The sequence below is a fragment of the Streptomyces sp. NPDC087440 genome (assembly GCF_044744005.1).
Taxonomy (GTDB): Bacteria; Actinomycetota; Actinomycetes; order Streptomycetales; family Streptomycetaceae; genus Streptomyces.
Window position 1 is genome coordinate 69,847 of record NZ_JBIUXN010000018.1, and the last position, 25,495, is coordinate 95,341.

Below are 25,495 nucleotides of genomic sequence, written 5' to 3' on the forward strand. Positions count from 1 at the left end.
CATGTGCGCCACTCGCCGGTCGTCGACGACCGGGCGGCGGGGGTGTACGGCCGCTTGTTGTTCGGCCCTGTGGTGGGGGCCCTGTCCTGCCGGTAAACCATCTTCGCACTTGTTCACGGATGGCGGGACGCCGGGCCGGGTTCCGAGACGGGGCCGGGGCGCTGTCTCGGGGGTTACCGATGCGTACGTACGTGCAATTATTTCGTTCAGGGCGAAATCGTACGCAAACGCACCTGCGACCCCGGGCGCGGTGGCCCGGGGTCGCAGGAGAGGGGTGACTAGCCGAGGTCGCCGTCGGCGGTGCGCTCCGCCAGCTTGACCAGGGTGCGGATCGAGGACCCGGTGCCGCCCTTGTGGGTGTAGCCGTACGGGGCGGCCTCGTGGAAGGCCGGGCCCGCGATGTCCAGGTGCGCCCAGGCGATGTCCTCGCCGACGAACTCCTGGAGGAACAGACCGGCGACCAGGCCGCCGCCCATCCGCTCGCCCATGTTGGCGATGTCGGCGGTGTCGGAGTTCATGCCCTTGCGCAGCTCGGCGGGCATCGGCATCGGCCAGGACTGCTCGCCGACCTCCTCGGCGATCTCGTGGATCGCGGTGCGGAAGGACTCGTCGTTGCCCATGATGCCGAAGGTGCGGCTGCCCAGCGCCATCATCATCGCGCCGGTCAGGGTGGCGACGTCGACGATCGCGTCCGGGTTCTCCTCCGAGGCGCGGGTCAGCGCGTCGGCCAGGACCAGACGGCCCTCGGCGTCCGTGTTGAGGACCTCGACGGTCTTGCCGGAGTACATGCGCAGGACGTCACCGGGGCGGGTGGCGGTGCCCGACGGCATGTTCTCGGCGAGCGCCAGCCAGCCGGTGACGTTGACCTTCAGGCCCAGACGCGCGACCGCGACGACGGCGGCGAAGACGGCGGCGGCGCCGGCCATGTCGCACTTCATCGTCTCGTTGTGGCCGGCCGGCTTCAGCGAGATGCCGCCCGAGTCGTAGGTGATGCCCTTGCCGACGTACGCGAGGGACTTCTCGGCCTTGGAGTGGGTGTAGGAGATCTTCACCAGGCGGGGGCCGTGCGCGGAGCCCACGCCGACGCCCAGGATGCCGCCGTAGTTGCCCTTGACCAGGGCCTTCTCGTCCAGGATCTGGATCTTCAGGCCGTGCTCCTTGGCGGCGGCCTGGGCGACCGCGGCGAAGGACTCGGGGTAGAGGTCGTTCGGCGGGGTGTTCACCAGGTCGCGGGCCCGGTTGATCTCCTCGGCCAGCGCGACCGCGCGCTCGGCGGCGGCCTTGAACGCCTTGTCGCGCGGCTTGGCGCCGAGCAGGGCGACCTCGGCGAGCGGCAGCTTGGCCTCGACCTTCTTGGCGTCCTTGTCGGCCTGGTCCTGGTACGCCGTGAAGTTGTACGCGCCGAGCAGCGCGCCCTCCGCGACGGCCTCCGCGTCCTCGACCGACGCGATCGGCAGCGCGAAGCCGGCCTTCTTGACGCCGACCAGCGCGCGGGCGGCCGTACCGGCGGCGCGGCGCAGGGCCTCGGCGGGGTACGTCTCGTCCTTCTCCGGGACCGGGCCGAGGCCGACGGCCACGACCAGCGGGGTCTTCAGACCGGAGAGTGCGGGCAGCTTCGTCAGGTCACCCTCGCCGCCGGAAGCGCCCAGGGTCTCCAGGACGGAGGCCAGCTTTCCGTCGAACGCCTTGTCCACGGCCTCCGCGCCAGCGGCGACGACGGGACCCTTGGGGCCCTTGGCGATACCGACGACGAGCGCGTCGGCGCGCAGCGTCGCGGCACCGGAGGTGCTGAGAGTGAGAGCAGTCACGGTGGTGAAATCTCGCTTCCTGGGTTCCTGGTGGTGGCGGGAATGTGCGCCTATCGGACGAGCCTACGCGCGGTTGGGCACTTCGATCACGGTGGCGACCGGTTCACTCGTCCGTGGTGTCTCTCCGAGGTTTTCGGAGCGCGGAGCGTAAACCGTGCGTCACACTCTTCACAGAGCTTGCAAGGGATCAGGGGATTGCTTTGCAGCTCATTCACATGTCTCCCGTACGGCTTCCGCTTTGGCGCTGTATACGGAGAGCCTTCTAGGGGGAGGGGAGTACGCCATGGCGTACGGAAAGAACACCAGGGGCGGCGCGAGGCGTGCGGGAAGAGCGGGAGCGGCGATAGTCACCGCCGGTCTGCTCGGCACGGCACTGGCGCTGGCGCCCACCGGAGCGGTTGCCGCTCCCGCGGCAGTGGTGCCCCGCGTGGATCTGAAGGTGCTCGTCGTGGACGACGGCGGCGAGGCCGTCGCGGCCGTCACCGACGAACTGCGCAGCACGGGCGTGCCGTTCACCACCGTGAAGCTCGGCGAGGCCGGGCGGCCGGTGATCAACGCCGCGTTCCTCAGCGACACCGTCAGCGGTCGGCCGCGCGCCAAGTTCCAGGGCGTGGTCCTGCCCAACGAGGCCCCGTTCGGGGCGAATTCCGCCGAGTCGGCGGCCCTGGTGACGTACGAGAAGACCTTCGGCATCCGGCAGGTCGACGCCTACACCTGGTCCCACCCGGGCGTCGGCCTCGACTACACCGACCAGGAGGGGTACGCCGGTCCGCTGGACGGCGTCGACGCCGCCGTCACGGCGGCGGGCAGGGCGGGGCCGTTCGGCTACCTCGACGGGCCGCTGAAGTTCGAGGACAACTCGCCGTCGGTGGTGGAGAGCTACGGGTACGCGGGCCGCCCGCGCGCCGGGTACACCAGCTATCTCGACATCCCGGTGAACAACGGCGCCACCCGCGCCAGCCTGGTCGGCGAGTACACCGCCGACGGACGCAGCGAACTGGTCGTCACCTTCGCGTACAACAAGTACCAGAAGCAGTTCCGGGTGCTGGCGCGCGGCGTCGTGGACTGGCTGACCCAGGGTGTGCACCTGGGGCAGAGCCGCAACTACTTCTCCGTGCACGTCGACGACGTGTTCGCGCCGGACGCCCGCTGGAACAGCCAGCTGAACTGCACGCCGGGCGACTTCGACTGCAAGGGCGGCGAGAACGAGGGCGAGAACCCGGTCCGGATGACCGCCGCCGACGCGCAGTACGCGGCGCAGTGGCAGAAGCAGTCCGGGTTCCTGCTGGACATGGTCTACAACGCCGGTGCGGGCGAGGAGTGGAAGGCGGAGCACGGCAACGTCGACGCCCTCGCCAATCAGCTGGTGGCCGACCGCGCCCAGTACCGGTGGATCAACCACACGTACACCCACCCCTTCCTCGGCTGCACGCAGGACAACACGGTCGTCCCGTGGAAGTGCGCCACCGACGCGGCGGGCAAGACGCTCTACATGAGCCGGGCGGAGATCTCGAAGCAGATCTCCGACAACCAGAAGTGGGCCACCGGCAAGGGCATCGCGGTCGACAAGACCGAGCTGGTCACCGGTGAGCACTCCGGGCTCAAGACCCTGCCGCAGCAGCCCGTCGACAACCCGAACCTGGCGGGCGCGCTCGCCGACAACGGGGTCAAGTGGATCGCGAGCGACGCCTCGCGCGAGCCGGGCCAGCGGGCCGCGGGCGCCGCGATGACCGTTCCCCGGCACCCGATGAACGTGTACTACAACGTCGGGACCGCCGCCGAGATGGCCGACGAGTACAACTGGCTCTACACCTCCCGGGCCGACGGCGGCAGCGGCGCCTGCGAGGACAACCCGGCCTCCACCTGCATGGCCGCCCCGCTCGACGTGAACACGGGCTTCGCCTCGTACATCGTCCCGCAGGAGGCCCGCACGGCCCTGGGCCACGTGGTTGCCAACGACCCGCGGCCGCACTACGTCCACCAGTCCAACCTGGCGGAGGAGCGCCTGCTCTACCCGGTGATCGACAAGACCCTCGCCGACTACCGGGCCCTGTTCGCCGACAACGCCCCCGTGGTGAACCTGCGGCAGAAGGACGTCGGCGTCGAGTTCACCCGGCGCACCGCCTGGGACAAGGCGCTCGCCGACAACAAGGTGACCGCCTACCGCATCGGCGACACCGTCACCGTGCAGGCGCCGTCCGGGGTGGTCGCGCCGATCACCGCGCCGACCGGCACCAAGAAGCAACTGCTGCTCGGCACGGGCGCGTTCGGCACGGCGTACGCGGGTGCGCTCTCCGGGTGGGACGCCCCGGGCACCCTCCAGTCCGCCGTCACGCTGAAGCTCCCGGCGGTCCCGGCCCCGGCTCCCGCCGCCAAGGCCCCGGCCGCCGGCGCCCCGGCGACGAAGACCCCGGCGCTGCGTGCGCCGGTCGCCAAGGTCACCCCGGCGGCCCCGCCCGCGCCGGAGCAGCCGCTCGTGCCGCAGGAGAGCGCCGGGCACTGACCCACCCGGGGCCCGCCACGGCTGTGCGGGCCCCAGCACCGTCGCACCATCCGGCGGTCGCGCCGTGCCCTCACCGGCACGGCGCGGCCGCCCGCACATCCGTCCTGGGGGGACACCACTCATGAGCCGTGGGCGCCATGTCAGCATGCTCACCGAAGGCACCTATCCACACGTTCAAGGGGGTGTCAGTACCTGGTGCGACCAGCTGGTACGAGGCATGCCCGACGTCGACTTCCATGTCATGTCCCTCACCGGCAGCGGCCGGGAACCCGTCACCTGGGAACTGCCGCGCAACGTCTACGACCACACCGTCGTCCCCCTCTGGGGCGCACCGGACTCCGCCCGCGCACCGCGCCCGGGCCGCCGCGAGAAGCGCGACTTCCTGAGCACGTACGAACGCTTCCTGCTCTCCTTCCTGGACCCGGCCACCGGCTGCGACTTCGGCCAGGAACTCTTCGCGCTCGCCGCCCTGGCCCGGCAGGGCCGGCTGGTCGCGGCACTCTCCAGCGAGGCCGCCCTGCGCACCCTGATGGCGGTGTGGACCCGGCCGCACCTGGACACCGCGCAGGCCCGCCCCACCCTGCACGACGCCCTCATAGCCACCGACCTCCTGGACCACCTGCTGCGTCCGCTCGGCGCCCGCCTGCCCGACGGCAGCATCGCGCACGCGGTCAGCAGCGGTCTGGCCACCCTTCCGGCGCTCGCCGCCCAGCACTTCGACGGCGCGCCCTTCCTCCTCACCGAGCACGGCATCTACCTGCGCGAGCGCTACCTCGGCTACCGCTCGGCCGCCCAGCGCTGGCCGGTGAAGGCCCTCCTGCTCGGCTTCTACCGGGAGCTCAACTCGCTCGGCTACCGCAAGGCCGACCTGATCACCCCGTGCAACCAGTACAACCGGCGCTGGGAGGAACGCGGCGGCGCCGACCCCGAGCGCATCCGCACCATCTACAACGGCGTCGACCCCCAGCTCTTCCCGCACGCGGGCCCCGAGCCCGAGGTCCCCACCCTCAGCTGGGCGGGCCGCATCGACCCCATCAAGGACCTGGAGACCCTCGTCCGGGCGTACGCGATCTGCCGGGAGGAGATCCCCGCCCTGCGCCTGCGCCTCTTCGGCGGGGTGCCCGAGGGCGGCGAGCCGTACCGTACGAAACTCGAAAAACTGGCCGCCGACCTCGGTGTCACCGACGGCATCAGCTACGAGGGCCGCATCTCCGACGTCGCCCGCGCCTACGGGGCGGGCAGCGTCGTGATGCTCTCCAGCATCAGCGAGGGCTTCCCGTTCAGCATCATCGAGGCCATGTCCTGCGGCCGCACCACCGTCTCGACCGACGTCGGCGGCGTGCGCGAGGCCGTCGGCGACACCGGTCTCGTCGTCCCGCCCCGCGAACCGGAGGCGATGGCCAGGGCCACCCTGGAACTGCTCCGCGACGACCGCCGCAGGGCCGGACTGGGCGAGGCGTCCCGGCAACGGGTCATCGACCAGTTCACCCTGCGCCGCTCCGTCGAGGGCTTCCGCCGGATATACGAGGAGCTGGACGGCGTCCCGGAGCCGATCGCCCAGACGCTGCACGACGTGGAGGCGCTGGCCCAGGACTGGACGATGCAGCTGCGGATGCCGTCGGACCCGTGGCGGGCGATGGCGGCGGACGGGACGACCTGGTGAACCCCCTGACGCTGCTGAACACCGTGACGCTGCTGAACACCGTGACGCCGGTGAACACCGTGACGCGACCCGGGAAGGGGACCTCATGAGCGGCCCGCTGTGGCTCACGCCCGACGACCGGCAGGACACCCTGCCGGTGATACCGCGGCCGCGCCCCCGCTGGGCGGCCGCCGACGACCCGATGGACGAACTCGCCGAGCGCCTGCGCGACTTGATCGAGGCCGCGGTGCACCCCGACGAGATCGCCGCCATCCTGGAGTCCGACGGCATGACGGACGACCACATCCGCCTCACCTACGGCCGGATGAACTCCTTCGAACTCGCCGAGGACCTCTACGACCGCGTCCCGCGCACCTACCCCGAGCCCGCGCTGAAGCCGGGCGACCCGTGGCACGTCGCGCTGCTGCCGTGCCTGCTGCGCGGGCTCGTCTTCGCACTGCCCGGTCTGGCGTACGTGCTGGGGGCGCCGTTCGCGACGGGCGCGGCCCCGATCGCGGTGCTGCTCGCCGGGGCGCTCACCGGCTGGGCGTGGAACCAGGCGCTGGCCCACCGGGCGTACACCTGGCTCGGGTTGGGCGACCGCCCGGCCGCGGCGCGCGCCCTGCTGACGGGGGCTCCGCTGGGCGCGCTCCTCGGCACCGGCGTGGCGTTCGCGGCGGCCGGTGCGGGGGAGGGGCCCGCGGTCGCCTTCGCCTCCGCGCAGGCGCTCTACCAGGCGGCCGCCACCGTGCTGTTGGTGCTGGGGCGCGAACGTCTGCTGCTGGCCGCGCTCGCGCCGATGTCGGTGGGTGCGGTCGTCGCCCTCGCGTACGACCTCCCCGACGCGGCACGGCTGGTGCTGCTCGCCCTCTCGCCGCTGGCGGTGCTGGTGCTCGCGGGGGTGGAGCTGCTGCGCGGGGTGGCGGGGACACGGCGTGCGGGCAGCAGCAGGGGGCCGGGCGGGCCCCGGCTCGTCTCCTCGCTCCCGTACGGGGTCTTCGGCCTCGCCACGGGAGTGCTCGTGCTGTACGCGGCGCTGCCCTCGGGGGCGGGCGCGGGAGCGGGGGCCGAGGCGGCGCCGGGCGCGGTGGCGCTCACGCTCAGCATGGGACCGGCGGAGTGGCTGCTGCACCGCTTCCGCAGCGGGACCCTGTCCGGGCTGCGGAGGTCGTCGACGCCGGGGGAGTTCCGGCGGGCGACGGCGGGGACCCTGGCCCGGTGCCTGGGCCAGTACCTCCTCGTCCTCACGGTGCTGGCGGCGATCGGGACGCTGGTGTGGCCGCAAGCGGGGGGCTTCGACGGGGTGCGCTTCCTGGCGCTGCTCCTGATCGGCACGCTGATGTGGACGGGGCTGCTGCTCCAGGCCTTCGGCGCGGTGCAGGCGGCGGCGGGGGTGTGCGGGGCGGCGGCCATCGCCCAGACGCTGGCGGTGCTCTCCGGGGCGGACGCGGGGGTCTCCCTGGCTGCGCCCGGTGCGGCGGCCCTGCTGCTGGCCGCACTGGCGTACGGGCTGCTGGGGAGGGCGACGGCGCATCGGGGGTGAGGGGGTGGCTGTGCCGTGCGGGGGTGTGGGTGGTCTCTGTTCCGTGCGGGTGTGGCTGTCCTGTGCGGGTGCGTCGGGGTGGCTGTGCCATGCGGGTGCGTGGTGGTCTCTGTTGCGTGCGGGTGCGTCGTGGCTGGTCGCGCCCACGCGGCGGAGCCGCAAGTCGACACAGCCCCGCGCCCCTGATGGCATGCCCTTCGGGCAGCCATAGCCCTGGCGGCGGAGCCGCCCCCGTCCACCGCCCCCGTCCCCTTGGGCGGCGGGGCCGCCCCCCGGGGGCGGGACGGGCGGGCAAGGGGGCGGCCCGCCCGACTCCGGCCCACCCCGACACCGGCCCTCTCGCCTCCGGCCCACCCCGACACCGGCCCGAGGCTGAGCCCCGCACCGGCCGCGCGTCACCGCCAAGGCCCCGGCCCGCCCCGACACCGGCCCCCGACGCGCCCCGCACCCCCGGACACGTACACCCTGAGTACGTACAACCCCCGCCCCCACCCCAAGGACCCCCGTGCGCCACCTCCTCGTCCCGTACTACGAGCACCCCACCACCACCCCCACCGCCTGGCAGGCCCTCCTCGCCTCCCCCTGCCTCTACGGCGTCATCCTCAACCCGGCCAGCGGCCCCGGCCCCGCCCCCGATCCCGCCTTCGCCGACGCCGCCGACCGGCTCCGCGCCACCGGCACCCGCGTCCTCGGGTACGTCGACACCGACTACGGCCGCCGGTCCCACCCGGACGTCGTGCGGGACCTCCTGCGGCACCGCGACTGGTACGGCGTCACCGGCGCCTTCCTCGACCAGGTCTCCTCCGGCCCCGACGCCCTCGCCCACTACCGCCGCCTCGCCGTCGCCGCCCGAGCCGCCGGTGCGGGCTCCCTGGTGCTCAACCACGGCACGCACCCCGACCCCGGCTACCTCAAACTCGCCGACGTCCTGGTGACGTTCGAGGGCACCTGGGAGACGTACCGCGCCACCGAACAGCCGCCCGCCTGGACGCGGACCTACCCGGCAGACCGCTTCTGCCACCTGGTGTACGGGGCCCCCGCCGACGCCGACGTCACCGCCCTGGCCACCGAGCGCGGCGCGGCCCTGCACTGCGCCGTCCCCGGCGACGGCGCGCACCCCTGGGGCACCCTGCCGCACGGCCTCTGCGCGGTGAACCCGTGGTGAGACGTCTCCTGCTGCTCGTGGTGCTGCTGGCCGCCGCGGCGGGGTGCACCTCGCCCCCCGAACCCGCCCCCAGTCCCGGTCCCACCGGCCCCCGCTGGCAGCCGCGCCCCGGCACCCCCTGGCAGTGGCAGCTCAGCGGCAGGCTGGACCTGACCGTCGACGCACCCGTCTACGACGTCGACGGACACACCACCACCGCGGCCCAAGTCACCGCCCTGCACGACGAAGGGCGCAAAGTGATCTGCTATCTGTCCACCGGCGCCTGGGAGGACTTCCGCCCCGACGCCGCCCGCTTCCCCACCGAGATCCTCGGCAGGGGCAACGGCTGGAAGGGCGAACGCTGGCTGGACATCCGCCGCACCGACGTCCTGGAACCCCTGATGGCGGCCCGCATCGACATGTGCCGCGCCAAGGGCTTCGACGCCGTCGAGCCGGACAACATGGACGGCTACCGGAACACCACGGGCTTCCCGCTCACCGCCGCCGACCAGCTCCGCTACAACCGGCTGATCGCCCGGCTCGCCCACGACCGGGGCCTGTCGGTCGGCCTGAAGAACGACCTCGACCAGATCCCGGAGCTGGTGAAGGACTTCGACTTCGCGGTCAACGAGCAGTGCGCCGAGTACGAGGAGTGCGCGAAACTGACGCCGTTCGTGGCGGCGGGCAAGGCGGTCTTCCACGTGGAGTACGAGCTCCCCACGGCCCGTTTCTGCGCCCAGGCCCGGGAGCTGAAGCTCAGCTCGATGCTGAAGCGGTACGCCTTGGGGGTGTGGCGGCAGGAATGCTGACGTCCCCGGCGCGCCCAACCCAGCACCAGCCCCGGTGCTCACACCGGCCCGGAACCAGCACCAGCCCCGGCGCTCACACCATCTCGGAACCCAGCACCAGCCCCGGTGCTCAGTCCAGCGCCGGCCCTGGTGCTTCACCCCAGCGCCAGCACCACCAGCGCCGCCGTCGCCCCCACCTCCGCCACCGCTCCGAACACGTCCCCCGTCACCCCGCCGAACCGCCGCACACAGTGCCGCAGCAGCACCTCCGCCGCCCCCAGCGCCACCACCACCGCCACCGCGCAGTGCCATGCCCCACCGACCCCGCCGAGCACCAGCCCCGCCGCCCCGCACACCACCGTGACGACGACCCCCGCCACCACCGCCGCGCGCACCGGCACCGTCCCGGCGACCGCCGCCCCCAGCCCCTCCGGGCGGGCCGCCGGGACGCCCGCGCGTGAGGCGAAAGTGAGCGCCAGCCTGGCGGCGATCCCCGACACCAGTGCCGCCGCCGTGCCGGGCGCCCATCCGTTGGCGTAACACTGCGCCAGTACCGCCACCTGGGCGAGCAGCGTGAACAGCAGGACGATGACACCGAACGGGCCGATGTCGGACTGCTTCATGATGTCGAGCGCGACCGGCGCGGGCTTCGCGCTGCCGAGTCCGTCGGCGGTGTCCGCGAGCCCGTCCAGGTGCAGCCCCCGGGTGAGCGCGGCCGGAACGGCGGCCGACGCGACGGCGGCCAGCAGCGGCCCCGAACCCAGGAGCAGCAGCAGTCCGCCCAGCGCCGCCGCGCACAGACCCACCACCGCGCCCGCGACGGGCGCGCACAGCATGCCGGTACGGGCGGCCTCCCGGTCCCAGCGCGACACGCGGACGGGGAGGACAGTGAGTGTGCCGAAGGCGAACCGGAGGCCGTCCGGGAGGGAGGGCGGCGGGGGAGGAGTGGTCACCGGCCGCAGGCTATCCCGCACAACCGACCGGTAATTTACTCGTAACGCATATATCGGACAAAGCGGAGTGGGTGGCATGGGTCACTGGCTGTACCGCAACATCGTCGAGCCGGGCAAGCTCCCGCTCCTGCTCGCGCTGACGTCGTTCGTGCTGTCCTTCCTGATCACCCGCACGATCACTCGGCTGATCCGGGCGGGGAAGGGCCCCTTCCGCAACGTCACCCCCGGCGGCATGCACATCCACCACGTCGTACCCGGCGTCGTCCTCACCACCATCGGCGGCTTCGGCGCGGTGGCCAGCGGGCGGCACGGGGTGGGCGCCGCGATCTGTGCGGTGATCTTCGGCGTCGGCGCCGGTCTGGTGCTGGACGAGTTCGCGCTGATCCTGCACCTGGACGACGTCTACTGGTCGGAGCAGGGGCGCACCAGTGTGGAGATCGTCGTCCTGACGGCGGCGCTGGTGCTCCTGGTGCTCACCGGCTCGCTGCCGTTCGGGGTGAACGACCTGACGCCGGAGGAGATGCAGAGCAGGGGGCTGTTCATCACCAACATCGTGATCAACGCCCTGTGGTCGGTGGTCGCCCTGTTCAAGGGCAAGGTGCGCACCGCCCTGTTCGGGATCGTCATCCCCCTGGTCGGCACGGTCGGTGCGATCCGACTCGCCCGCCCCAACTCGCCCTGGGCCCGCCGCTTCTACCGCCGCCGCCCCAAGGCCCGGGCCCGGGCGATGCGCCGGGTCTACCGGCACGACCGCCGCTGGACCCGGCGTGTACGCGCCTTTCAGGACTGGATCGGCGGCGCCCCGTCGCCCCGACCCTGAAACGGCGTCCCGTCGTCGCGACCCCGACGGCGTCGCAGCGCCCCCTCGACCAGCATCACCACGAACACGCCCAGCAGCGCCGCGATGTGCTCCTTGCCCGCCAGGTTCGTCTTGACGATCACCTCGACGACCATCGCGACGACGACCGCCGTGCCCGTCCAGTACGCCCCGACGCGCCAGCACACGTACAGCGCCAGGCCCACCACCGCCGCCGAGGGGCCGGTGTCCATGACGTGCCGGTCGGCCTCCGGCAGCCCGATCGGGTTGTCGGGCCCCAGGGCGACGCCCAGGCGGGCGTACATCGTGCCGGACAGCGTGGCGACGTACGCCAGGACGAGTGTCTGCCGGCGGCCGAGGCAGATCTCCGCGATGCCGAACACCAGCAGGATCTGCGCCAGCGCCCCCCACACCGGAAGATCCAGCGCCGGTACGAACAGGGACAGCGGCGTGCGCACCAGGGACAGCAGGAACGGGTCGCCGGAGCGCACCGAACCGATGTTCTGCACAAACTGGTAGCCCCAGGACTGGTTCTGGACGACCTGGAACGTCGCACACAGGGCGACCGCCGCAAGGGTGAGCGGAATCGCCCGCCACCGGCGGGTGACGAGCGCCTCGCGCACGCGCGCGTGCAGCACGCCCCACTCGCGGTGGGCGAACCGCCGCACGGGAGTGACGGGTACGGCCGTGTCGGTCACCGTCTGGTCCCCGTCTCCAGGTGCTTGCGGTGCATCCACTTGGGCAGACCCGGGGCTTCCAGGAAGCCCTCGGCGCGGCCGGCGGCGATGCCGATGCGCAACAGGTCGGCACTCTTCTCGAAGAGCATGAAACGAGGCTCCCAGATCGGTCGGTACTTGGCGTTCGCCCGGTACAACGACTCGATCTGCCACCAGCGCGAGAAGAAGCTCAGCAACGACCGCCACAGCCTCAGCACCGGTCCCGCACCGAGTCGTGAACCACGTTCGAAGACCGACCGGAACATCGCGAAGTTGAGTGAGACCTGAGTGATCTTGATCTCGGGGGCGCGCTGGAGCAGTTCGATGACCATGAACTCCATCAGCCCGTTCTCGGAGTCCCGGTCCCGGCGCATCAGGTCCAGCGAGAGCCCCTGGGGCCCCCACGGCACAAAACTCAGCACGGCCTTCAGCGTGCCGTCCCCGTCGAAGCACTCCAGCATCACGCAGCGGCCGTCCGCCGGATCGCCGAGACGGCCCAGCGCCATCGAGAACCCGCGCTCGGTGGCACCGTCGCGCCAGTCGTCCGCCTTGCGCAGCAGTTCGGCCATCTCCGTCTCGGGGATCTCCTCGTGGCGGCGGATGCGGACCGTGTACCCGGCGCGCTTCACCCGGTTGTACGCCTGGCGCACGGTGCGCATGGCGCGCCCCTCCAGGGTGAACTCGGCCGTCTCCACGATCGCCTCGTCGCCCAGCTCCAGGGCGTTCAGCCCGTGCCGGGCGTAGATCGTGCCGCCCTCCTCGCTCGCGCCCATCACCGCGGGCACCCAGCCGTGCTCACGGGCCTCCGCCAGCCATGGCTCGATCGCACCGGGCCAGGCCTCCGGGTCGCCGATCGGGTCGCCCGAGGCCAGCGAGACGCCGCCCACCACCCGGTAGGTGACGGCGGCCTTCTGCGTCGGAGACCAGATCGCGCTCTTCTCGCGGCGCAGCGAGAAGTACCCGAGGGAGTCGCGGTCGCCCTGCTTGGCCAGCAGCGCCCGCAGCCTCTCCTCGTCCTCCTCCGACAGCGGATCGACCGCACGCCGGGACCGGAACGCGGCCAGCAGCACCCCGATCAGCAGCGCCGTGCTCATGATGTTGATGAGTACGTTCACCCAGCCCGGCGTCATGATTCCGGCGAACTGGTCGTCCGGCGCGGCGAGCGAGATCAGCCGCGCCACCCCGTACCGCCAGCGCTGGAGGAAGGTCGAGGACTCCGCACCGTGCGAGGCGGTGTTCGTGACGGTCACCAGCAGCGCCGCCAGCAGCGAGGTGACCAGCAGCCCGCCCACCGCGACGGCCGCCGCCAGCTTCGGGTTGGACCGGTCGCCCTTGGCGTAGAACTCGCGGCGGCCCAGCAGCAGCGCGACGAAGAAGGCCCCCGTCAGCGCCAGCGAGATCCAGTTGCGCGGGTACTGCCGCACCTCGGGAAAGAACATCACCAGCGCGAACAGCAGGAACAGCAGTCCGCTGAGCGCCAGGTTGAGCAGCCACGCCGCCCTCTTGCGCCGCCGCATGGTCACCGCCATGACCAGCGCGAACAGTCCCGAGGCGAAACCCGCCGTCAGTAGGTACGGGGTGAAGTAGTCGCCGTCGTTGTGCCGGCGCAGGTCATTGCCGAGGGAGACCCACACCGCGCTCAGGAAACAGATGAACGTCACGATCCGCAGGTACCAGATGGCGAACCCCGCACTGCGCCGCGACAGCGGAGTGCTCCGCCGCCCCACGGGCGCCTTGGCGGTTCCGGACGCCGTGGATGCTTCTTCGGTGGCCAAGCGGACATCTCCCATAAAACGCGATGATATGGGTCATTGCGCTGTACGAGAGTGCTGCTCGACCGGTGCGGACGGGGGTGTTCCCCACCCGCACCGGGACAGCTCAGTCGGCGACGGCCTCGTCGTCGGCGGAGTACGCGTCCTCGTCGGCCTTCTCCCGCACCGGCAGCTCCGCGGCGAGCGCGGCGGCGGCCTGAACGAGGGGAAGCGCCAGCAATGCCCCGGTTCCTTCCCCCACAGTGACGCCCTGGTCGATCACAGGGTTGAGCGCCATCCGGTCCAGCGCCTTCGCCTGCGCCGGCTCCCCGCTGACGTGCCCCGCCAGCCACCAGTCCGGGGCCCGGAACGCGGCCCGCTGCGCCACCAGCGCGCACGCCGCCGACACCACGCCGTCCAGGATCACGGGCGTGCGCCGCACCGCGCACTGCAACAGGAACCCGGTCGCCGCAGCCAGATCGGCGCCGCCCACGGTGGCCAGCAGCTCCAGCTGGTCGCCGAGCACCGGCCGGGCGCGCCGCAGGGAGTCCCGTACCGCCGCGCACTTGCGCATCCACGCCAGGTCGTCGATGTGCGCGCCACCACGCCCGGTGACCACGGAGGCGTCCGTGCCGCACAGCGCCGCGACCAGCACGGCGGCGGCGGTCGTGCCGCCCACGCTCAGGTCGCCGAGGACCACCAGGTCGGTGCCCGCGTCGGCCTCCTCGTCGGCGATCGCCATGCCCAGACGTACGGCCTCCTCGGCCTCCTCCAGGGTCAGGGCGTCCTCGACGTCGATACGTCCCGAGCCGCGCCGCACCCGGTGCCGCACGACCTCCTCGGGCAGCAGCTCCGGTGCGCAGTCCAGCCCCGCGTCCACGACGCGCACCGGCACGCCGAGCCGCCGCGCCAGCACCGCGACCGGGCTCTCCCCGTCCAGCGTCGCCCGGACCAGCCGGTGCGCGGACGAGGCCTCGCGGGCCGACACGTCCAGGCCCGCGACCCCGTGGTCACCGGCGAACAGCACCACCTTCGCCCGCTCGACGGGCCTGACGGGCACGGCCCCCTGCGCGGCGGCCAGCCACTCGCCCAGTTCGTCCAGCCGCCCCAGGCTGCCGGGCGCCACGGCGAGGTGTTCACGGCGTTCTTCGGCGTCACGCCGCACGCCGCTGTCGGGGCGTTCGATCAGGTCGGAGAAGTCGTCGAGATTCAGCGCGCTCATTCGCCGAACAGTACCGGCCGAACGGCGTAAACCCTCAGGACGTCCGGCCCCTTCGTCGCGAACCGTTTCAGCGCAGCACCAGCGCCTGCCCGGCCACCACCAGCAGCACGTGCTCGCACTCGCCCGCGAACGCCGCGTTCAGCCGACCCAGTTCGTCCCGGAAGCGCCGCCCGGCCGCCGTGGCGGGCACCACCCCCGACCCGACCTCGTTGCTCACCGCGACGACCGTGCGCCGCGTGCGGCGCACCGCCCGCACCAGCTCATCGGTGCGCTCCCGCAGCGCCCGCCGCCCGTCCGCCGCCCACTTCTCGTCGTCCCACGCCCCGACCCGGTCCATGGCATCCGTCAACCACAGCGCCAGGCAATCAATCAACAACGGCGGCCCGTCCTCGCCCAGCAACGCGGCCAGCTCACACGTCTCCTCGGTACGCCACGAACCGGGCCTCCGGTCCCGGTGCACCGAAATCCGCTCGGCCCACTCCCGGTCGCCGTCCCGCCGCCCGCCCGTCGCGACGTACACGACATCCGGAAAGCCCTCCAGCCGCCGTTCGGCCTCCACCGACTTCCCGGACCTGGCCCCGCCCAGCACCAGCGTCCGCCGGGGCACGTCGGGCACCTCCTGGTACTCGCCCAGGGTCAGCGTCGTTCCGTCCGGCACGGCCCGCGCCCCGAGCGCCGCCAGCCGCCGCGCGGTCTCGCCCCCCGCCGGAACGTCATGATCCAGATGTACGGCGACGACGTCCGTCGCCCCGGTGACCGCCCCCCAGGCCCGCAGCTTCGCGAGCGCGTCGGGCCGCCCCAGCACGTCCATCACCACCAGGTCGTACGGCCGTACCCCGCCCTCCCCGGCGGGCGACCCGCCCCGGGGCAGGTACAACAACCGGTCCCCCTCGTGCGACGTCACCTCGTACCCCGTCCCGGGGGAGTCCATCGGCACCGCCCGCACCCGGTGCCCGCTGATCAGCGTCAACTCCTGTCCGTCCGGCACCCGTCCGGCCCGGGGGAGCCCCGGCGGCAGCTCCACCGGCGGCCCGTCGTGCGGATGCGTCAACAACACCTGCCGCACCCCTCCGAGCGACTGCCCCGCCCGCGCGGCCGCCAGCGCCGCCCCCGGCGTCAGATCCAGCAGCAGCGCCCCGTCCACCAGCAGGGCGGTCGCGGCCCGCACCCGGTCGCCCCGGGCGGCGGCGCAGGTGGCGCAGGGGCAGTCGGGCCGGGGCAGTCCGGCGGGGGCGGCAGTGCCGAGCAGAGTCGTTTCCACGCCCTGATCCTCCCGTGTCCTTGTGCGGGCTGCGCGCCCGGATACGCTGCGAGCAGCATCGAGACGACCCGGGAGGCGTACATGGCGTGGACGTGGCGGTTCGAGACGGCCGACGGAACCGAAGTGCAACCGGCGGTCGAGCCGGAGGAGTTCACCACGCAGGGCGACGCGGAGTCCTGGCTCGGCGAGGTCTGGAAGGACCTCCTGGAGGGCGGCGCGGCCCAGGTGACCCTCTCGGAGGACGGCACCAAGATCTACGGCCCGATGAGCCTCAACGCGGAGAACTAGGCCGAAGCCGTCGGGGGCGGAGGGAACCGATCACCCGCCCCCGACGGGTGTACCACCTGCACGGACCACCGCCCGGTTTCAGCCCCGCACCCCGCACAGGTGCAGCAGCGCCGCCACCCTCCGGTAAGGGTCCGTGCGTCCCGCCCGGTCCTCCAGCTCCAGCACCCGCGCCAGCTCGTCCGCCGGGAGCGCCGCCGCCCCGTTCGGCACGTTGTCGGTGAAGACCCGCACCCCGTACCAGGCGCGCAGCGGCGCCGCGATCCCCGCCAGGGTGGCCGTCAGCGCGTCCAGCCGGTCGGCCCGCACGGTCAGCCCGAGACGGTTCGTGTACGTCTGGGTGTCCAGCGCGCCGAGTGCCCCCGCCCAGTCCCCGGCGAGCCCGGGCCGCATCGCGAGCGCGTCCGCGTTCCGTACGAGGAGGGACAGCAGCCCGCCCGGGGCCAGCATCCGGGCCAGCCCCGCCACGAGGGCGTCCGGCTCGGCGACGTACATCAGGACCCCGTGACAGAGCACGACGTCGAAGCTGCCAGGCAGGAAGTGCACCCCGGTGTCGCGGCCGTCGCCGTGCATCAGCCGCACCCGCTCGCGGATGCCGGGCGGCTCGACGGCCAGTGCCTCGCGGGCGGTGGCCAGCATCTCGGCGTCGGACTCCAGGCCGGTGACCTGGTGTCCGGCCCGGGCGAGCCGCAGCGCCTGGGTGCCCTGGCCCATGCCGACGTCGAGTATCCGCAGCCGCTGCCCGACGGGGAAGCGCGCCGATATCTGCTCGTCGAGCTGCCGGGCGACCAGCTCCTGCCGCACGGTGTTGCGCAGGCCCCCCAGCCCTGCGACCCATGCGGCGAAAGCCCCGTCGAAACCCGCCGGAGTGGCGGTCGACGGGGCTCCCGAAGCCTGGGGGGTGTCCGTGCTCAGGGCCGTTCCCCGCGCTTGACCTGCGGCTTCGGCAGGCGCAGGCGGCGCATCTGGAGGGAGCGCATCAGGCCGTAGGCGACCGCGCCCCGCTTGGGCTCGTCCGGGTAACGGACGTTGAGCTGCTTCTTCAGGCGGATCGCCAGACCGATCGAGTCGATCACGATCAGAACGATGACGATCATCCAGAGCAGCAGCGCGATGGTCTGGAGGTTGCCCACCTGGATCATGCTCAGCACGAGGATGATCACCGCCATCGGCAGGAAGAACTCCGCGACGAAGAAGCGCGAGTCGACGAAGTCGCGGGTGAACTTGCGCACCGGACCCTTGTCGCGGACGGGCAGGTACCGCTCGTCACCGCTCGCGAGCGCTTCGCGCTGCTTGGCGAGGTCGGCGCGGCGGGACTCCCGCTGGCGCTTCATCGCCTCCTTGCGGTTCGCCGGCGGCGTCGCGGCGGTGCGCCGCTGCGACTGCGCGACGGCGCGCTTCGGAGTGGGACGCCCCTTGGGCGCCTGCGGGTCACGGGGCTGCTTGGAGAGGTCGGCCGTCACCTTGTCGGTGGCGGCGGTCTTCTCAGCGCTGGAGTTGGCACGGCTACGGAACACAAAACCCAAGGGTACGGGTTGCCGTGCATGGACCCCAGCGTCAGGGGGAACGATCCGGCAACACCTGCGTCCATCCGGCCCACGCCGGCCCCGGCGGGTCCCCCGCACACGCGTACCAGGGTTCGCTCTACTCCCTACGCCTGAGCCGGGGCGCGCACAGTCGTCCTGGAGGAGGAGCGCATCGGCGCCGGAACAGTGCGGTAATGGAGACAGGGCCCGTACTGTGGGGTCCGTTGGAGTGGCCAGGAGCCGGAGTCCGTCAGAAGGGGGCGCGCGAAGCCCATGAGCGGTGTCATGAAGCGTATGGGGATGATCTTCCGCGCGAAGGCGAACAAGGCCCTTGACCGGGCCGAAGACCCGCGGGAGACGCTGGATTACTCGTACCAGAAGCAGCTGGAACTGCTGCAGAAGGTACGCCGCGGGGTCGCCGACGTAGCAACGTCGCGCAAGCGGCTCGAACTGCAGCTGAACGGGCTGCAGAGCCAGTCCTCCAAGCTGGAGGACCAGGGCCGCAAGGCGCTCGCGCTCGGCCGGGAGGACCTCGCCCGCGAGGCGCTGTCCCGCCGTGCCGCGCTGCAGCAGCAGGTGTCCGACCTGGAGGTGCAGCACCAGACCCTCCAGGGCGAGGAGGAGAAGCTGACGCTCGCCGCGCAGCGCCTCCAGGCCAAGGTGGACGCCTTCCGCACGAAGAAGGAGACCATCAAGGCCACCTACACCGCCGCCCAGGCGCAGACCCGGATCGCGGAGTCCTTCTCCGGCATCTCCGAGGAGATGAGCGACGTCGGCGTCGCGATCCAGCGCGCCGAGGACAAGACGGCGCAGCTCCAGGCGCGTGCCGGGGCCATCGACGAGCTGCTCGCCTCGGGCGCCCTGGACGACCAGTCCGGGCTCGCCAAGGACGACATCCAGGCCGAGCTGGACCGCCTCTCCGGCGGCACCGACGTCGAGCTGGAGCTCCAGCGGATGAAGGCGGAGCTGGCCGGGGGACCGTCGCAGCAGGCCATCGAGGGCGGGCAGGGGCAGAGCACCGGTCAGCAGGGCCACCAGGTCCAGGACCAGTCGCGTCCCCGCTTCGACAAGCAGTAGTCCGGTCCGGACAGCCTGACAGGAGGAGTGCCGTGATCGTACGGATCATGGGCGAGGGCCAGCTCGACCTGGCCGACAGCCACTTCGCCGAGCTGAACAAGCTCGACGACGAACTGCTGGCGGAGATGGAGGTCGGGGACGGCCCCGGCTTCCGGCGCACGCTGGGCGCGCTGCTGGACGCGGTGCGCACGCTGGGCACCCCGCTGCCGGACGACTCCCTGGAGCCCTCCGAGCTCATCCTCCCCTCGCCGGACTCCACCCTGGAGGAAGTCCGCTCCCTCCTCTCCGACGACGGCCTCATCCCGGGCTGACCCCCGGCTTCCACTCCACGGCCGAGCCCCCGCCACCCCTCCCGGTGCCGGGGGCTCAGCCATGCCCCGCCGCCCCGCCCCCTTGGGCGGCGGGGCCGCCCCCCGGGGGCGGGACGGGCGGGCAAGGGGGCGGCCCGCCCGATCCGGGCCCACCCGGACACCGCCCCCTGCCCGCACCTTGCGTGCCGGACGCCCGCGACGCCGAGACCCCGGCCAAGCCCGGCCCGCACCCCGACCGCCGGCCGCCCGAGGCCCCCGTACCGTAAAGGCATGACCCGCAGCCCCCGCATGGCCCGCCCCCGCACCTGGCTGCGCTCCCACCCCCTCGCCTGCGACGCCGGTCTCGCCGCGATCGTCCTCGCCTGCATGATCGTCGGGTCGTTCGCCGACCCCCACGACGGCATGCACGGCCCCTCCTTCGGCACCCGCACCCCCGACGCCCGAGGCGTCGTCCTGATGGTGCTGGCCGCCGGAGCCCTGGTGTACCGCCGCCGCAGCCCCCTGCCGGTCCTGGCCGTCACCAGCACGCTCACCGTCGCCGCCCTCGCGCTGGCCCCCACCGATCCCCCCGCCCCCGTCGCCATGAGCGCGGTCGTCGCCCTGTACACCGTCGCCGCCCGCACCGACCGCCCCACCACCTGGCGCATCGGCCTGCTCACGATGGTCGTCCTGACCGGCGCGGCGATGCTGTTCAGCGAAGGCCCCTGGTACGCCCAGGAGAACCTGGGCCTGTTCGCCTGGACCGGCATCGGGGCGAGCGCCGGGGACGCGGTGCGTTCGCGGCGCGCCTTCATCGACGCGATACGGGAACGGGCCGAGCGCGCCGAACGCACCCGTGAGGAGGAGGCCCGGCGCCGGGTCGCCGAGGAGCGGCTGCGCATCGCCCGCGACCTGCACGACGTCGTCGCCCACCACATCGCCCTCGTCAACGTGCAGGCGGGCGTGGCCGCACATGTGATGGACAAGCGCCCCGACCAGGCCAAGGAGGCCCTCGCGCACGTCCGCGAGGCCAGCCGTTCCGCGCTCGGCGAGCTGCGCGCCACCGTCGGCCTGCTCCGCCAGTCCGGCGACCCCTCCGCCCCCACCGAACCCGCCCCCGGCCTCGCCGTCCTCGACGCCCTCCTCGACACCTTCCGCAACGCCGGGCTGCCCGTCGCCCTGGCCCGCACCGACGACCAGGGGCTGCCCGCCTCCGTCGACCTGGCCGCGTACCGGATCGTCCAGGAAGCCCTCACCAACGTCCGCAAGCACGCGGGCCCCGATGCGAAGGCCGAGGTCAGCGTCGTACGCGTGGGGAACGAGGTGGAGGTCACCGTCCTCGACAACGGCACCGAGACCACCGGCCCCGAGCACCCTTCCTCGGCCCAGGACCCCTCCTCGGGCGACAGCGGCGGGCACGGCCTCATCGGCATGCGCGAACGCGTCACCGCCCTCGGCGGCACCCTCACCGCGGGCCCCCGCTACGGCGGCGGCTTCCGGGTGCATGCGATCCTGCCGGTCACGGCCGGCACCAAGACCGCCACCACGGCCCGCCCACAGCAGCCCGGCCCGGGGGAGCAGCACGCATGAGCACGACGCCCGAGGCGGCCCTGCCGCCCATCAAGGTCCTCCTCGCCGACGACCAGGCCCTCCTGCGCAGCGCCTTTCGCGTACTCGTCGACTCCGAGCCCGACATGGAGGTCGTCGGGGAGGCCGCCGACGGCGCACAGGCCCTGGAACTGACCCGGCGGCACCGGCCCGACGTCGTCCTGATGGACATCCGGATGCCCGGCACCGACGGCCTCACCGCCACCCGCGAGATCGGCGCGGACCCCGAACTCGCCACCGTGCACGTCGTGATGCTCACGACCTTCGAGGTCGACGAGTACGTCGTCGAGTCGATCCGGGCGGGAGCCTCCGGCTTCCTCGGCAAGGGTGCCGAACCCGACGAGCTCCTCAACGCCATCCGGATCGCCGCGGGCGGCGAGGCCCTCCTCTCGCCCGCCGCCACCAAAGGGCTGATCGCCACCTTCCTCGCCCAGGGTGAGGGGCAGGCCCCGCAGCCCGCCCCCGACGGGGCGCACGCGGCCCGCCTGGCCACGCTCACCGTGCGGGAACGCGAGGTGCTGGTGCACGTCGGCGGCGGCAACTCCAACGACGAGATCGCCGAACTCCTGGTCGTCAGTCCGCTCACGGTCAAGACCCACGTCAACCGGGCCATGGCCAAGCTGGGTGCCCGCGACCGTGCCCAACTCGTCGTTTTCGCCTACGAATCCGGGCTCGTCCGCCCCCGCACGGACTGATCCTCCCGGGGCGCGGGGTCCCGTGCGGGTGCGTCGCGGTCCTGGCCCCGTGCGGGGTGCGGGTGCGTCGCCCCGTGCGGGGTGCCGGTGCGTCGTGGTCTCTGTCCCGTGCGGGTGCGGGTGCGTCGTGGTCCCTGTCCCGTGCGGGTGCGTCGTGGCTGGTCGCGCAGTTCCCCGCGCCCCTGAAGGGGCTGCTTCGCAGCCGCCTTCATCCCCCCGCCCCCTTGGGCTCCCTCCCCCCCCGCCCCCTTGGGCGGCGGGGCCGCCCCCCGGGGGCGGGACGGGCGGGCAAGGGGGCGGCCCGCCCGACTCCGGCCCACCCCGACACCGGCCCTCTCGCCGCCGGGCCCGCCCCGGTACCGGCCCTTTCGCCGCCGGGGCACCCCGACACCGGCCCGAGGCCAAGCCGCCCCGCCGGACGCCCGTCCACAGGGGCCCCGGCCCACCCCCGTACGCCCAAGGGTGGAGCGCCGAAGCACCCCCGCATACTCCAGGCGCGGTACACCCCCGCCCAAAAAGGCACCTGGGGCCGACAAAGACCACCCCGCCGATGCCGGATCGTATGAACCGGACCATCGGGACCCCCGCCCCGCACCCCTGCGGAGGAGTCCCGCCTGCACCCTCGCCACCGAGCGCCACGGAAGAGAGACCCCACCCATGTCCTGGCTGTCCAGGTTCAGCCTCGCCCAACGGGCCTTGATCGGGCTGATATCGATCGTCGCGATCGTGTTCGGCGCGATCGCGATTCCGCAGCTCAAGCAGCAACTGCTGCCCACCATCGAACTCCCGATGGTGTCCGTGATCGCCCCGTACCAGGGCGCCGCCCCGGACGTGGTCGAGAAGCAGGTCGTCGAGCCGCTGGAGAACTCCCTCAAGGCCGTCGACGGCATCGAGTCCATCACCTCCACGGCGAGCGAGGGCTCCGCCGTGATCATGGCCCAGTTCGACTACGGGGACGAGGGCTCCAAGCAGCTCGTCGCCGACGTCCAGCAGGCCGTCAACCGCTCCCGCGCGCTGCTCCCCAAGGACGTCGACCCGCAGGTCGTGGCCGGTTCCACGGACGACCTGCCGACCGTCACGCTCGCCGTGACCTCCGACAAGGACCAGCAGGCGCTCGCCGACCAGCTGGACCGCACGGTCGTGCCCGTCCTGCAGAACATCGACGGCGTCAGCCAGGTCACCGTCGCCGGTGTCCAGGAGCTCCAGGTCGCCATCACCCCCGACGACGCCAAGCTGGCCGCCGCCGGGCTCAACGCGATGACGCTGGGCCAGGCGCTCCAGCAGGCCGGGGTCACCGTCCCGGCCGGCGCGTTCGCCGAGGACGGCAAGAGCCGCACCGTGCAGGTCGGCGGCAGCCTCACCTCGCTGAAGCAGATCGAGGACCTGCGGGTCGCCGGTCAGGCCAAGCCCGGCGACGCCACCCCGCCGAAGCCCGTGCGCCTCGGCGACGTCGCCAAGGTCCAGGAGAAGCCCGCGCAGGCCACCTCCCTGACCCGTACCAACGGCAAGCCCAGCCTGTCGATCTCCGTCACCATGGACCAGGACGGCAGCGCCGTCGCCATCTCCCAGGCGGTCAAGGACAAGCTGCCCGAGCTGCGCGACAGCCTCGGCTCCGGCGCCACCCTGACCACCGTCTTCGACCAGGGCCCCTCGGTCTCCAAGTCGATCTCCGGTCTCACCACCGAGGGCGCGCTCGGTCTCGCCTTCGCGGTCGTCATCATCCTGATCTTCCTGGCGTCGATCCGCTCGACGCTGGTCACCGCGATCTCGATCCCGCTCTCCGTCGTCCTCGCGCTGATCGTCCTGTGGACCAGGGACCTGTCCCTCAACGTCCTCACCCTCGGCGCGCTGACCATCGCGATCGGCCGCGTCGTCGACGACTCGATCGTCGTCCTGGAGAACATCAAGCGTCACCTCTCGTACGGCGAGGAGCGCTACTCCGCGATCACCACCGCCGTAAAGGAGGTCGCGGGCGCGGTCACCTCCTCGACCCTGACCACCGTCGCGGTGTTCCTGCCGATCGGCCTGGTCGGCGGCATGGTCGGCCAGCTCTTCGGGTCCTTCTCGATCACCGTCACGGCCGCGCTGCTGGCGTCGCTGCTGGTGTCGCTCACCGTCGTGCCGGTCTTCTCGTACTGGTTCCTGCGCGCGCCCAAGGGCTCCGAGGGCGTCGACCCCGAGGAACTGCGCCGCACGGCGGAGGAGAAGGAGAACAAGAGCCGCCTCCAGCGGATGTACGTTCCCGTCCTCCGCTTCGCCACCAAGCGCCGCCTGGTCAGCGTGGCCATCGCCCTGGTGGTCCTGGTCGGCACCTTCGCCATGGCGCCCCTGCTCAAGACCAACTTCTTCGACCAGGGCGAGCAGGACACCCTCTCGCTCACCCAGAAGCTGGACCCGGGCACCAGCCTGAACGCCTCCAACGAGGCCGCGCTCAAGGTCGAGAAGGTCATCGAGTCCGTCGACAAGGTGAAGGACTACCAGGTCACCGTCGGCTCCTCGGGCATGATGGCGGCCTTCGGCGGCGGCTCCGGCGCCAACCAGGCCTCGTACCAGCTGACCCTGAAGAGCGCCGAGGACACCGAGGCGGTCACCAAGGAGCTGGAGGACAAGCTCGCGGACCTCAAGGGCGCGGGCGAGACCAAGGTCGGCTCGGGCGGCGGCTTCGGAGGCCAGGACCTGAGCGTCGTGGTCAAGGCCTCCGACGCCGACACCCTGGCCAAGGCTTCCGAGCAGGTGCGCAAGGCCGTCGCCGGCCTCAAGGACGTCACCGACGTCCAGAGCGACCTGGCCCAGTCGGTGCCGCGCATCTCCGTCAAGGGCACCCCGAAGGCCGCCGAGGCGGGCTTCAACGACGCCGCCCTCGGCGCGGTCGTCGCCCAGGCCGTCCGCGGCACCCCGGCGGGCAAGGCCATGCTGGACAGCACCGAGCGCGACATCGTCATCACCTCCGCGAAGCCCGCGACGACGATGGACGAGCTGAAGAAGCTGCCGCTCGGCCCCGGCGTCACCCTCGGGCAGCTCGCCGACGTCAAGCTGGTCGACGGCCCGGTCTCCATGACCCGCATCGACGGCGCACGGTCGGCGACCGTCACCGCCAAGCCGGTCGGCGACAACACGGGTGCGGTCACCGCCGCCCTCACCACGAAGATCGACGAGATCAAGAAGGAACTGCCGCAGGGCGCGTCCGTCTCCATCGGCGGAGTCTCCTCCGACATGGACGACACCTTCGGCAAGCTGTTCCTCGCCATGCTGGCGGCCGTCGCGATCGTCTTCATGCTGCTGGTGGCGACCTTCAAGTCGCTGATCCAGCCGCTGATCCTGCTGGTCTCCATCCCGTTCGCCGCCACCGGCGCGATCGGCCTGCTGCTCGCCACCGGCACCCCGATGGGCGTCCCGGCGATGATCGGCATGCTGATGCTCATCGGCATCGTGGTCACCAATGCGATCGTGCTGATCGACCTGATCAACCAGTACCGGTCGCAGGGCATGGGCGTCGTCGAGGCGGTCGTCGAGGGCGGTCGCCACCGGCTGCGCCCGATCCTGATGACGGCACTGGCGACGATCTTCGCGCTGCTGCCGATGGCACTGGGCATCACCGGCGAGGGCGGCTTCATCTCCAAGCCGCTCGCCATCGTGGTGATCGGCGGTCTGATCACGTCGACCCTGCTGACACTCCTCCTGGTCCCGACGCTGTACGCCATGGTGGAACTCCGCAAGGAGCGCCGGGCGGCGAAGAAGGCGGCCAAGAAGGGCGAGCCGAAGAAGCCCGACGCGGGCACCGAGGCGAAGGACGACGACCGCGAGCCCGCGACCGTCTGATCCCGTCTGACATGTGAGTAAGGGGCGCCCTCCCTGGAGGGCGCCCC

Annotated in this window: 20 protein-coding genes; 12 read left to right on the forward strand and 8 right to left on the reverse strand. The window is 72.4% G+C overall.

Going from position 1 to position 25,495, the window contains the following annotated elements:
- Positions 1-278: 278 nt before the first annotated feature.
- A complete protein-coding gene (locus tag ACIO3O_RS30115) occupies positions 279-1,808 on the reverse strand; it encodes a leucyl aminopeptidase (protein ID WP_401751336.1) in 1,530 nt (509 codons plus the stop codon).
- Positions 1,809-2,091: 283 nt separating this feature from the next.
- Between ACIO3O_RS30115 and ACIO3O_RS30120 the strand changes: the two genes are divergently transcribed.
- From ACIO3O_RS30120 to ACIO3O_RS30140, 5 genes are all read left to right on the forward strand, one after another.
- Entirely contained in the window at positions 2,092-4,311 is a 2,220-nt protein-coding gene (locus ACIO3O_RS30120) for a hypothetical protein (RefSeq protein WP_401751337.1), read from the forward strand.
- Between the two features lie 121 nt (positions 4,312-4,432).
- A complete protein-coding gene (pelF, locus tag ACIO3O_RS30125) occupies positions 4,433-5,974 on the forward strand; it encodes a GT4 family glycosyltransferase PelF (RefSeq protein WP_401751339.1) in 1,542 nt (513 codons plus the stop codon).
- Positions 5,975-6,059: 85 nt separating this feature from the next.
- Entirely contained in the window at positions 6,060-7,496 is a 1,437-nt protein-coding gene (locus tag ACIO3O_RS30130; RefSeq protein WP_401751341.1) for a hypothetical protein, read from the forward strand.
- Positions 7,497-8,001: 505 nt separating this feature from the next.
- Positions 8,002-8,661, forward strand: coding sequence for a spherulation-specific family 4 protein (locus ACIO3O_RS30135; protein ID WP_401751343.1), 660 nt, complete (start codon positions 8,002-8,004; stop codon positions 8,659-8,661).
- Positions 8,658-9,449 carry an endo alpha-1,4 polygalactosaminidase gene (locus ACIO3O_RS30140; protein WP_401751540.1) on the forward strand — a complete coding sequence of 264 codons (792 nt, stop codon included), beginning with the start codon at positions 8,658-8,660 and terminating at the stop codon, positions 9,447-9,449. The genes ACIO3O_RS30135 and ACIO3O_RS30140 overlap by 4 nt, the downstream gene beginning before the upstream one ends.
- Before the next feature lie 134 nt (positions 9,450-9,583).
- Here ACIO3O_RS30140 and ACIO3O_RS30145 read toward each other — a convergent pair whose 3' ends face one another.
- The gene (locus tag ACIO3O_RS30145; protein ID WP_401751345.1) at positions 9,584-10,381 is read right to left on the reverse strand and encodes an adenosylcobinamide-GDP ribazoletransferase; all 798 of its coding nucleotides are present in this window, start codon (positions 10,379-10,381) and stop codon (positions 9,584-9,586) included.
- 76 nt (positions 10,382-10,457) lie between these two features.
- Between ACIO3O_RS30145 and ACIO3O_RS30150 the strand changes: the two genes are divergently transcribed.
- Positions 10,458-11,201: a hypothetical protein gene (locus ACIO3O_RS30150; RefSeq protein WP_401751347.1), complete on the forward strand. Its 744-nt coding sequence runs from the start codon at positions 10,458-10,460 to the stop codon at positions 11,199-11,201.
- Here ACIO3O_RS30150 and ACIO3O_RS30155 read toward each other — a convergent pair.
- The 4 genes from ACIO3O_RS30155 to ACIO3O_RS30170 form a co-directional block, all read right to left on the reverse strand.
- Positions 11,162-11,896 (reverse strand): hypothetical protein, encoded by a 735-nt coding sequence (locus ACIO3O_RS30155; RefSeq protein ID WP_401751349.1) that lies wholly within the window; start codon positions 11,894-11,896, stop codon positions 11,162-11,164. The genes ACIO3O_RS30150 and ACIO3O_RS30155 overlap by 40 nt on opposite strands.
- Complete coding sequence (locus tag ACIO3O_RS30160; RefSeq protein ID WP_401751351.1) at positions 11,893-13,704, reverse strand: phosphatidylglycerol lysyltransferase domain-containing protein; 1,812 nt, start codon at positions 13,702-13,704, stop codon at positions 11,893-11,895. The genes ACIO3O_RS30155 and ACIO3O_RS30160 overlap by 4 nt, the downstream gene beginning before the upstream one ends.
- An 88-nt stretch (positions 13,705-13,792) precedes the next feature.
- The gene (gene cobT, locus ACIO3O_RS30165) at positions 13,793-14,887 is read right to left on the reverse strand and encodes a nicotinate-nucleotide--dimethylbenzimidazole phosphoribosyltransferase (protein WP_401751353.1); all 1,095 of its coding nucleotides are present in this window, start codon (positions 14,885-14,887) and stop codon (positions 13,793-13,795) included.
- A gap of 67 nt (positions 14,888-14,954) precedes the next feature.
- Positions 14,955-16,148 (reverse strand): bifunctional adenosylcobinamide kinase/adenosylcobinamide-phosphate guanylyltransferase, encoded by a 1,194-nt coding sequence (locus tag ACIO3O_RS30170; RefSeq protein WP_401751355.1) that lies wholly within the window; start codon positions 16,146-16,148, stop codon positions 14,955-14,957.
- 81 nt (positions 16,149-16,229) lie between these two features.
- Here ACIO3O_RS30170 and ACIO3O_RS30175 point away from each other — a divergent pair, with 81 nt between their 5' ends.
- Positions 16,230-16,436 (forward strand): hypothetical protein, encoded by a 207-nt coding sequence (locus tag ACIO3O_RS30175; protein WP_401751356.1) that lies wholly within the window; start codon positions 16,230-16,232, stop codon positions 16,434-16,436.
- A 78-nt stretch (positions 16,437-16,514) separates the two neighbouring features.
- On the opposite strand, the gene ACIO3O_RS30180 is transcribed toward ACIO3O_RS30175, so the two are convergent.
- Together ACIO3O_RS30180 and ACIO3O_RS30185 are read right to left on the reverse strand one after the other, a co-directional pair.
- Positions 16,515-17,237 carry a class I SAM-dependent methyltransferase gene (locus tag ACIO3O_RS30180; protein WP_401751358.1) on the reverse strand — a complete coding sequence of 241 codons (723 nt, stop codon included), beginning with the start codon at positions 17,235-17,237 and terminating at the stop codon, positions 16,515-16,517.
- A 107-nt stretch (positions 17,238-17,344) separates the two neighbouring features.
- Positions 17,345-17,950, reverse strand: coding sequence for a DUF3043 domain-containing protein (locus tag ACIO3O_RS30185; RefSeq protein ID WP_401751360.1), 606 nt, complete (start codon positions 17,948-17,950; stop codon positions 17,345-17,347).
- A gap of 282 nt (positions 17,951-18,232) precedes the next feature.
- Here ACIO3O_RS30185 and ACIO3O_RS30190 point away from each other — a divergent pair, with 282 nt between their 5' ends.
- The 5 genes from ACIO3O_RS30190 (at position 18,233) to ACIO3O_RS30210 (ending at position 25,448) form a co-directional block, all read left to right on the forward strand.
- Positions 18,233-19,036, forward strand: a complete 804-nt coding sequence (locus ACIO3O_RS30190; RefSeq protein ID WP_401751362.1) for a PspA/IM30 family protein — start codon at positions 18,233-18,235, stop codon at positions 19,034-19,036.
- Between the two features lie 32 nt (positions 19,037-19,068).
- Positions 19,069-19,347 (forward strand): hypothetical protein, encoded by a 279-nt coding sequence (locus tag ACIO3O_RS30195; protein ID WP_401751363.1) that lies wholly within the window; start codon positions 19,069-19,071, stop codon positions 19,345-19,347.
- A gap of 270 nt (positions 19,348-19,617) precedes the next feature.
- Entirely contained in the window at positions 19,618-20,916 is a 1,299-nt protein-coding gene (locus ACIO3O_RS30200) for a sensor histidine kinase (RefSeq protein ID WP_401751364.1), read from the forward strand.
- Entirely contained in the window at positions 20,913-21,629 is a 717-nt protein-coding gene (locus tag ACIO3O_RS30205; protein ID WP_401751366.1) for a response regulator, read from the forward strand. Before ACIO3O_RS30200 ends, ACIO3O_RS30205 begins: the two co-directional genes overlap by 4 nt.
- Before the next feature lie 657 nt (positions 21,630-22,286).
- Entirely contained in the window at positions 22,287-25,448 is a 3,162-nt protein-coding gene (locus tag ACIO3O_RS30210) for an efflux RND transporter permease subunit (protein WP_401751368.1), read from the forward strand.
- Positions 25,449-25,495: the final 47 nt, after the last annotated feature.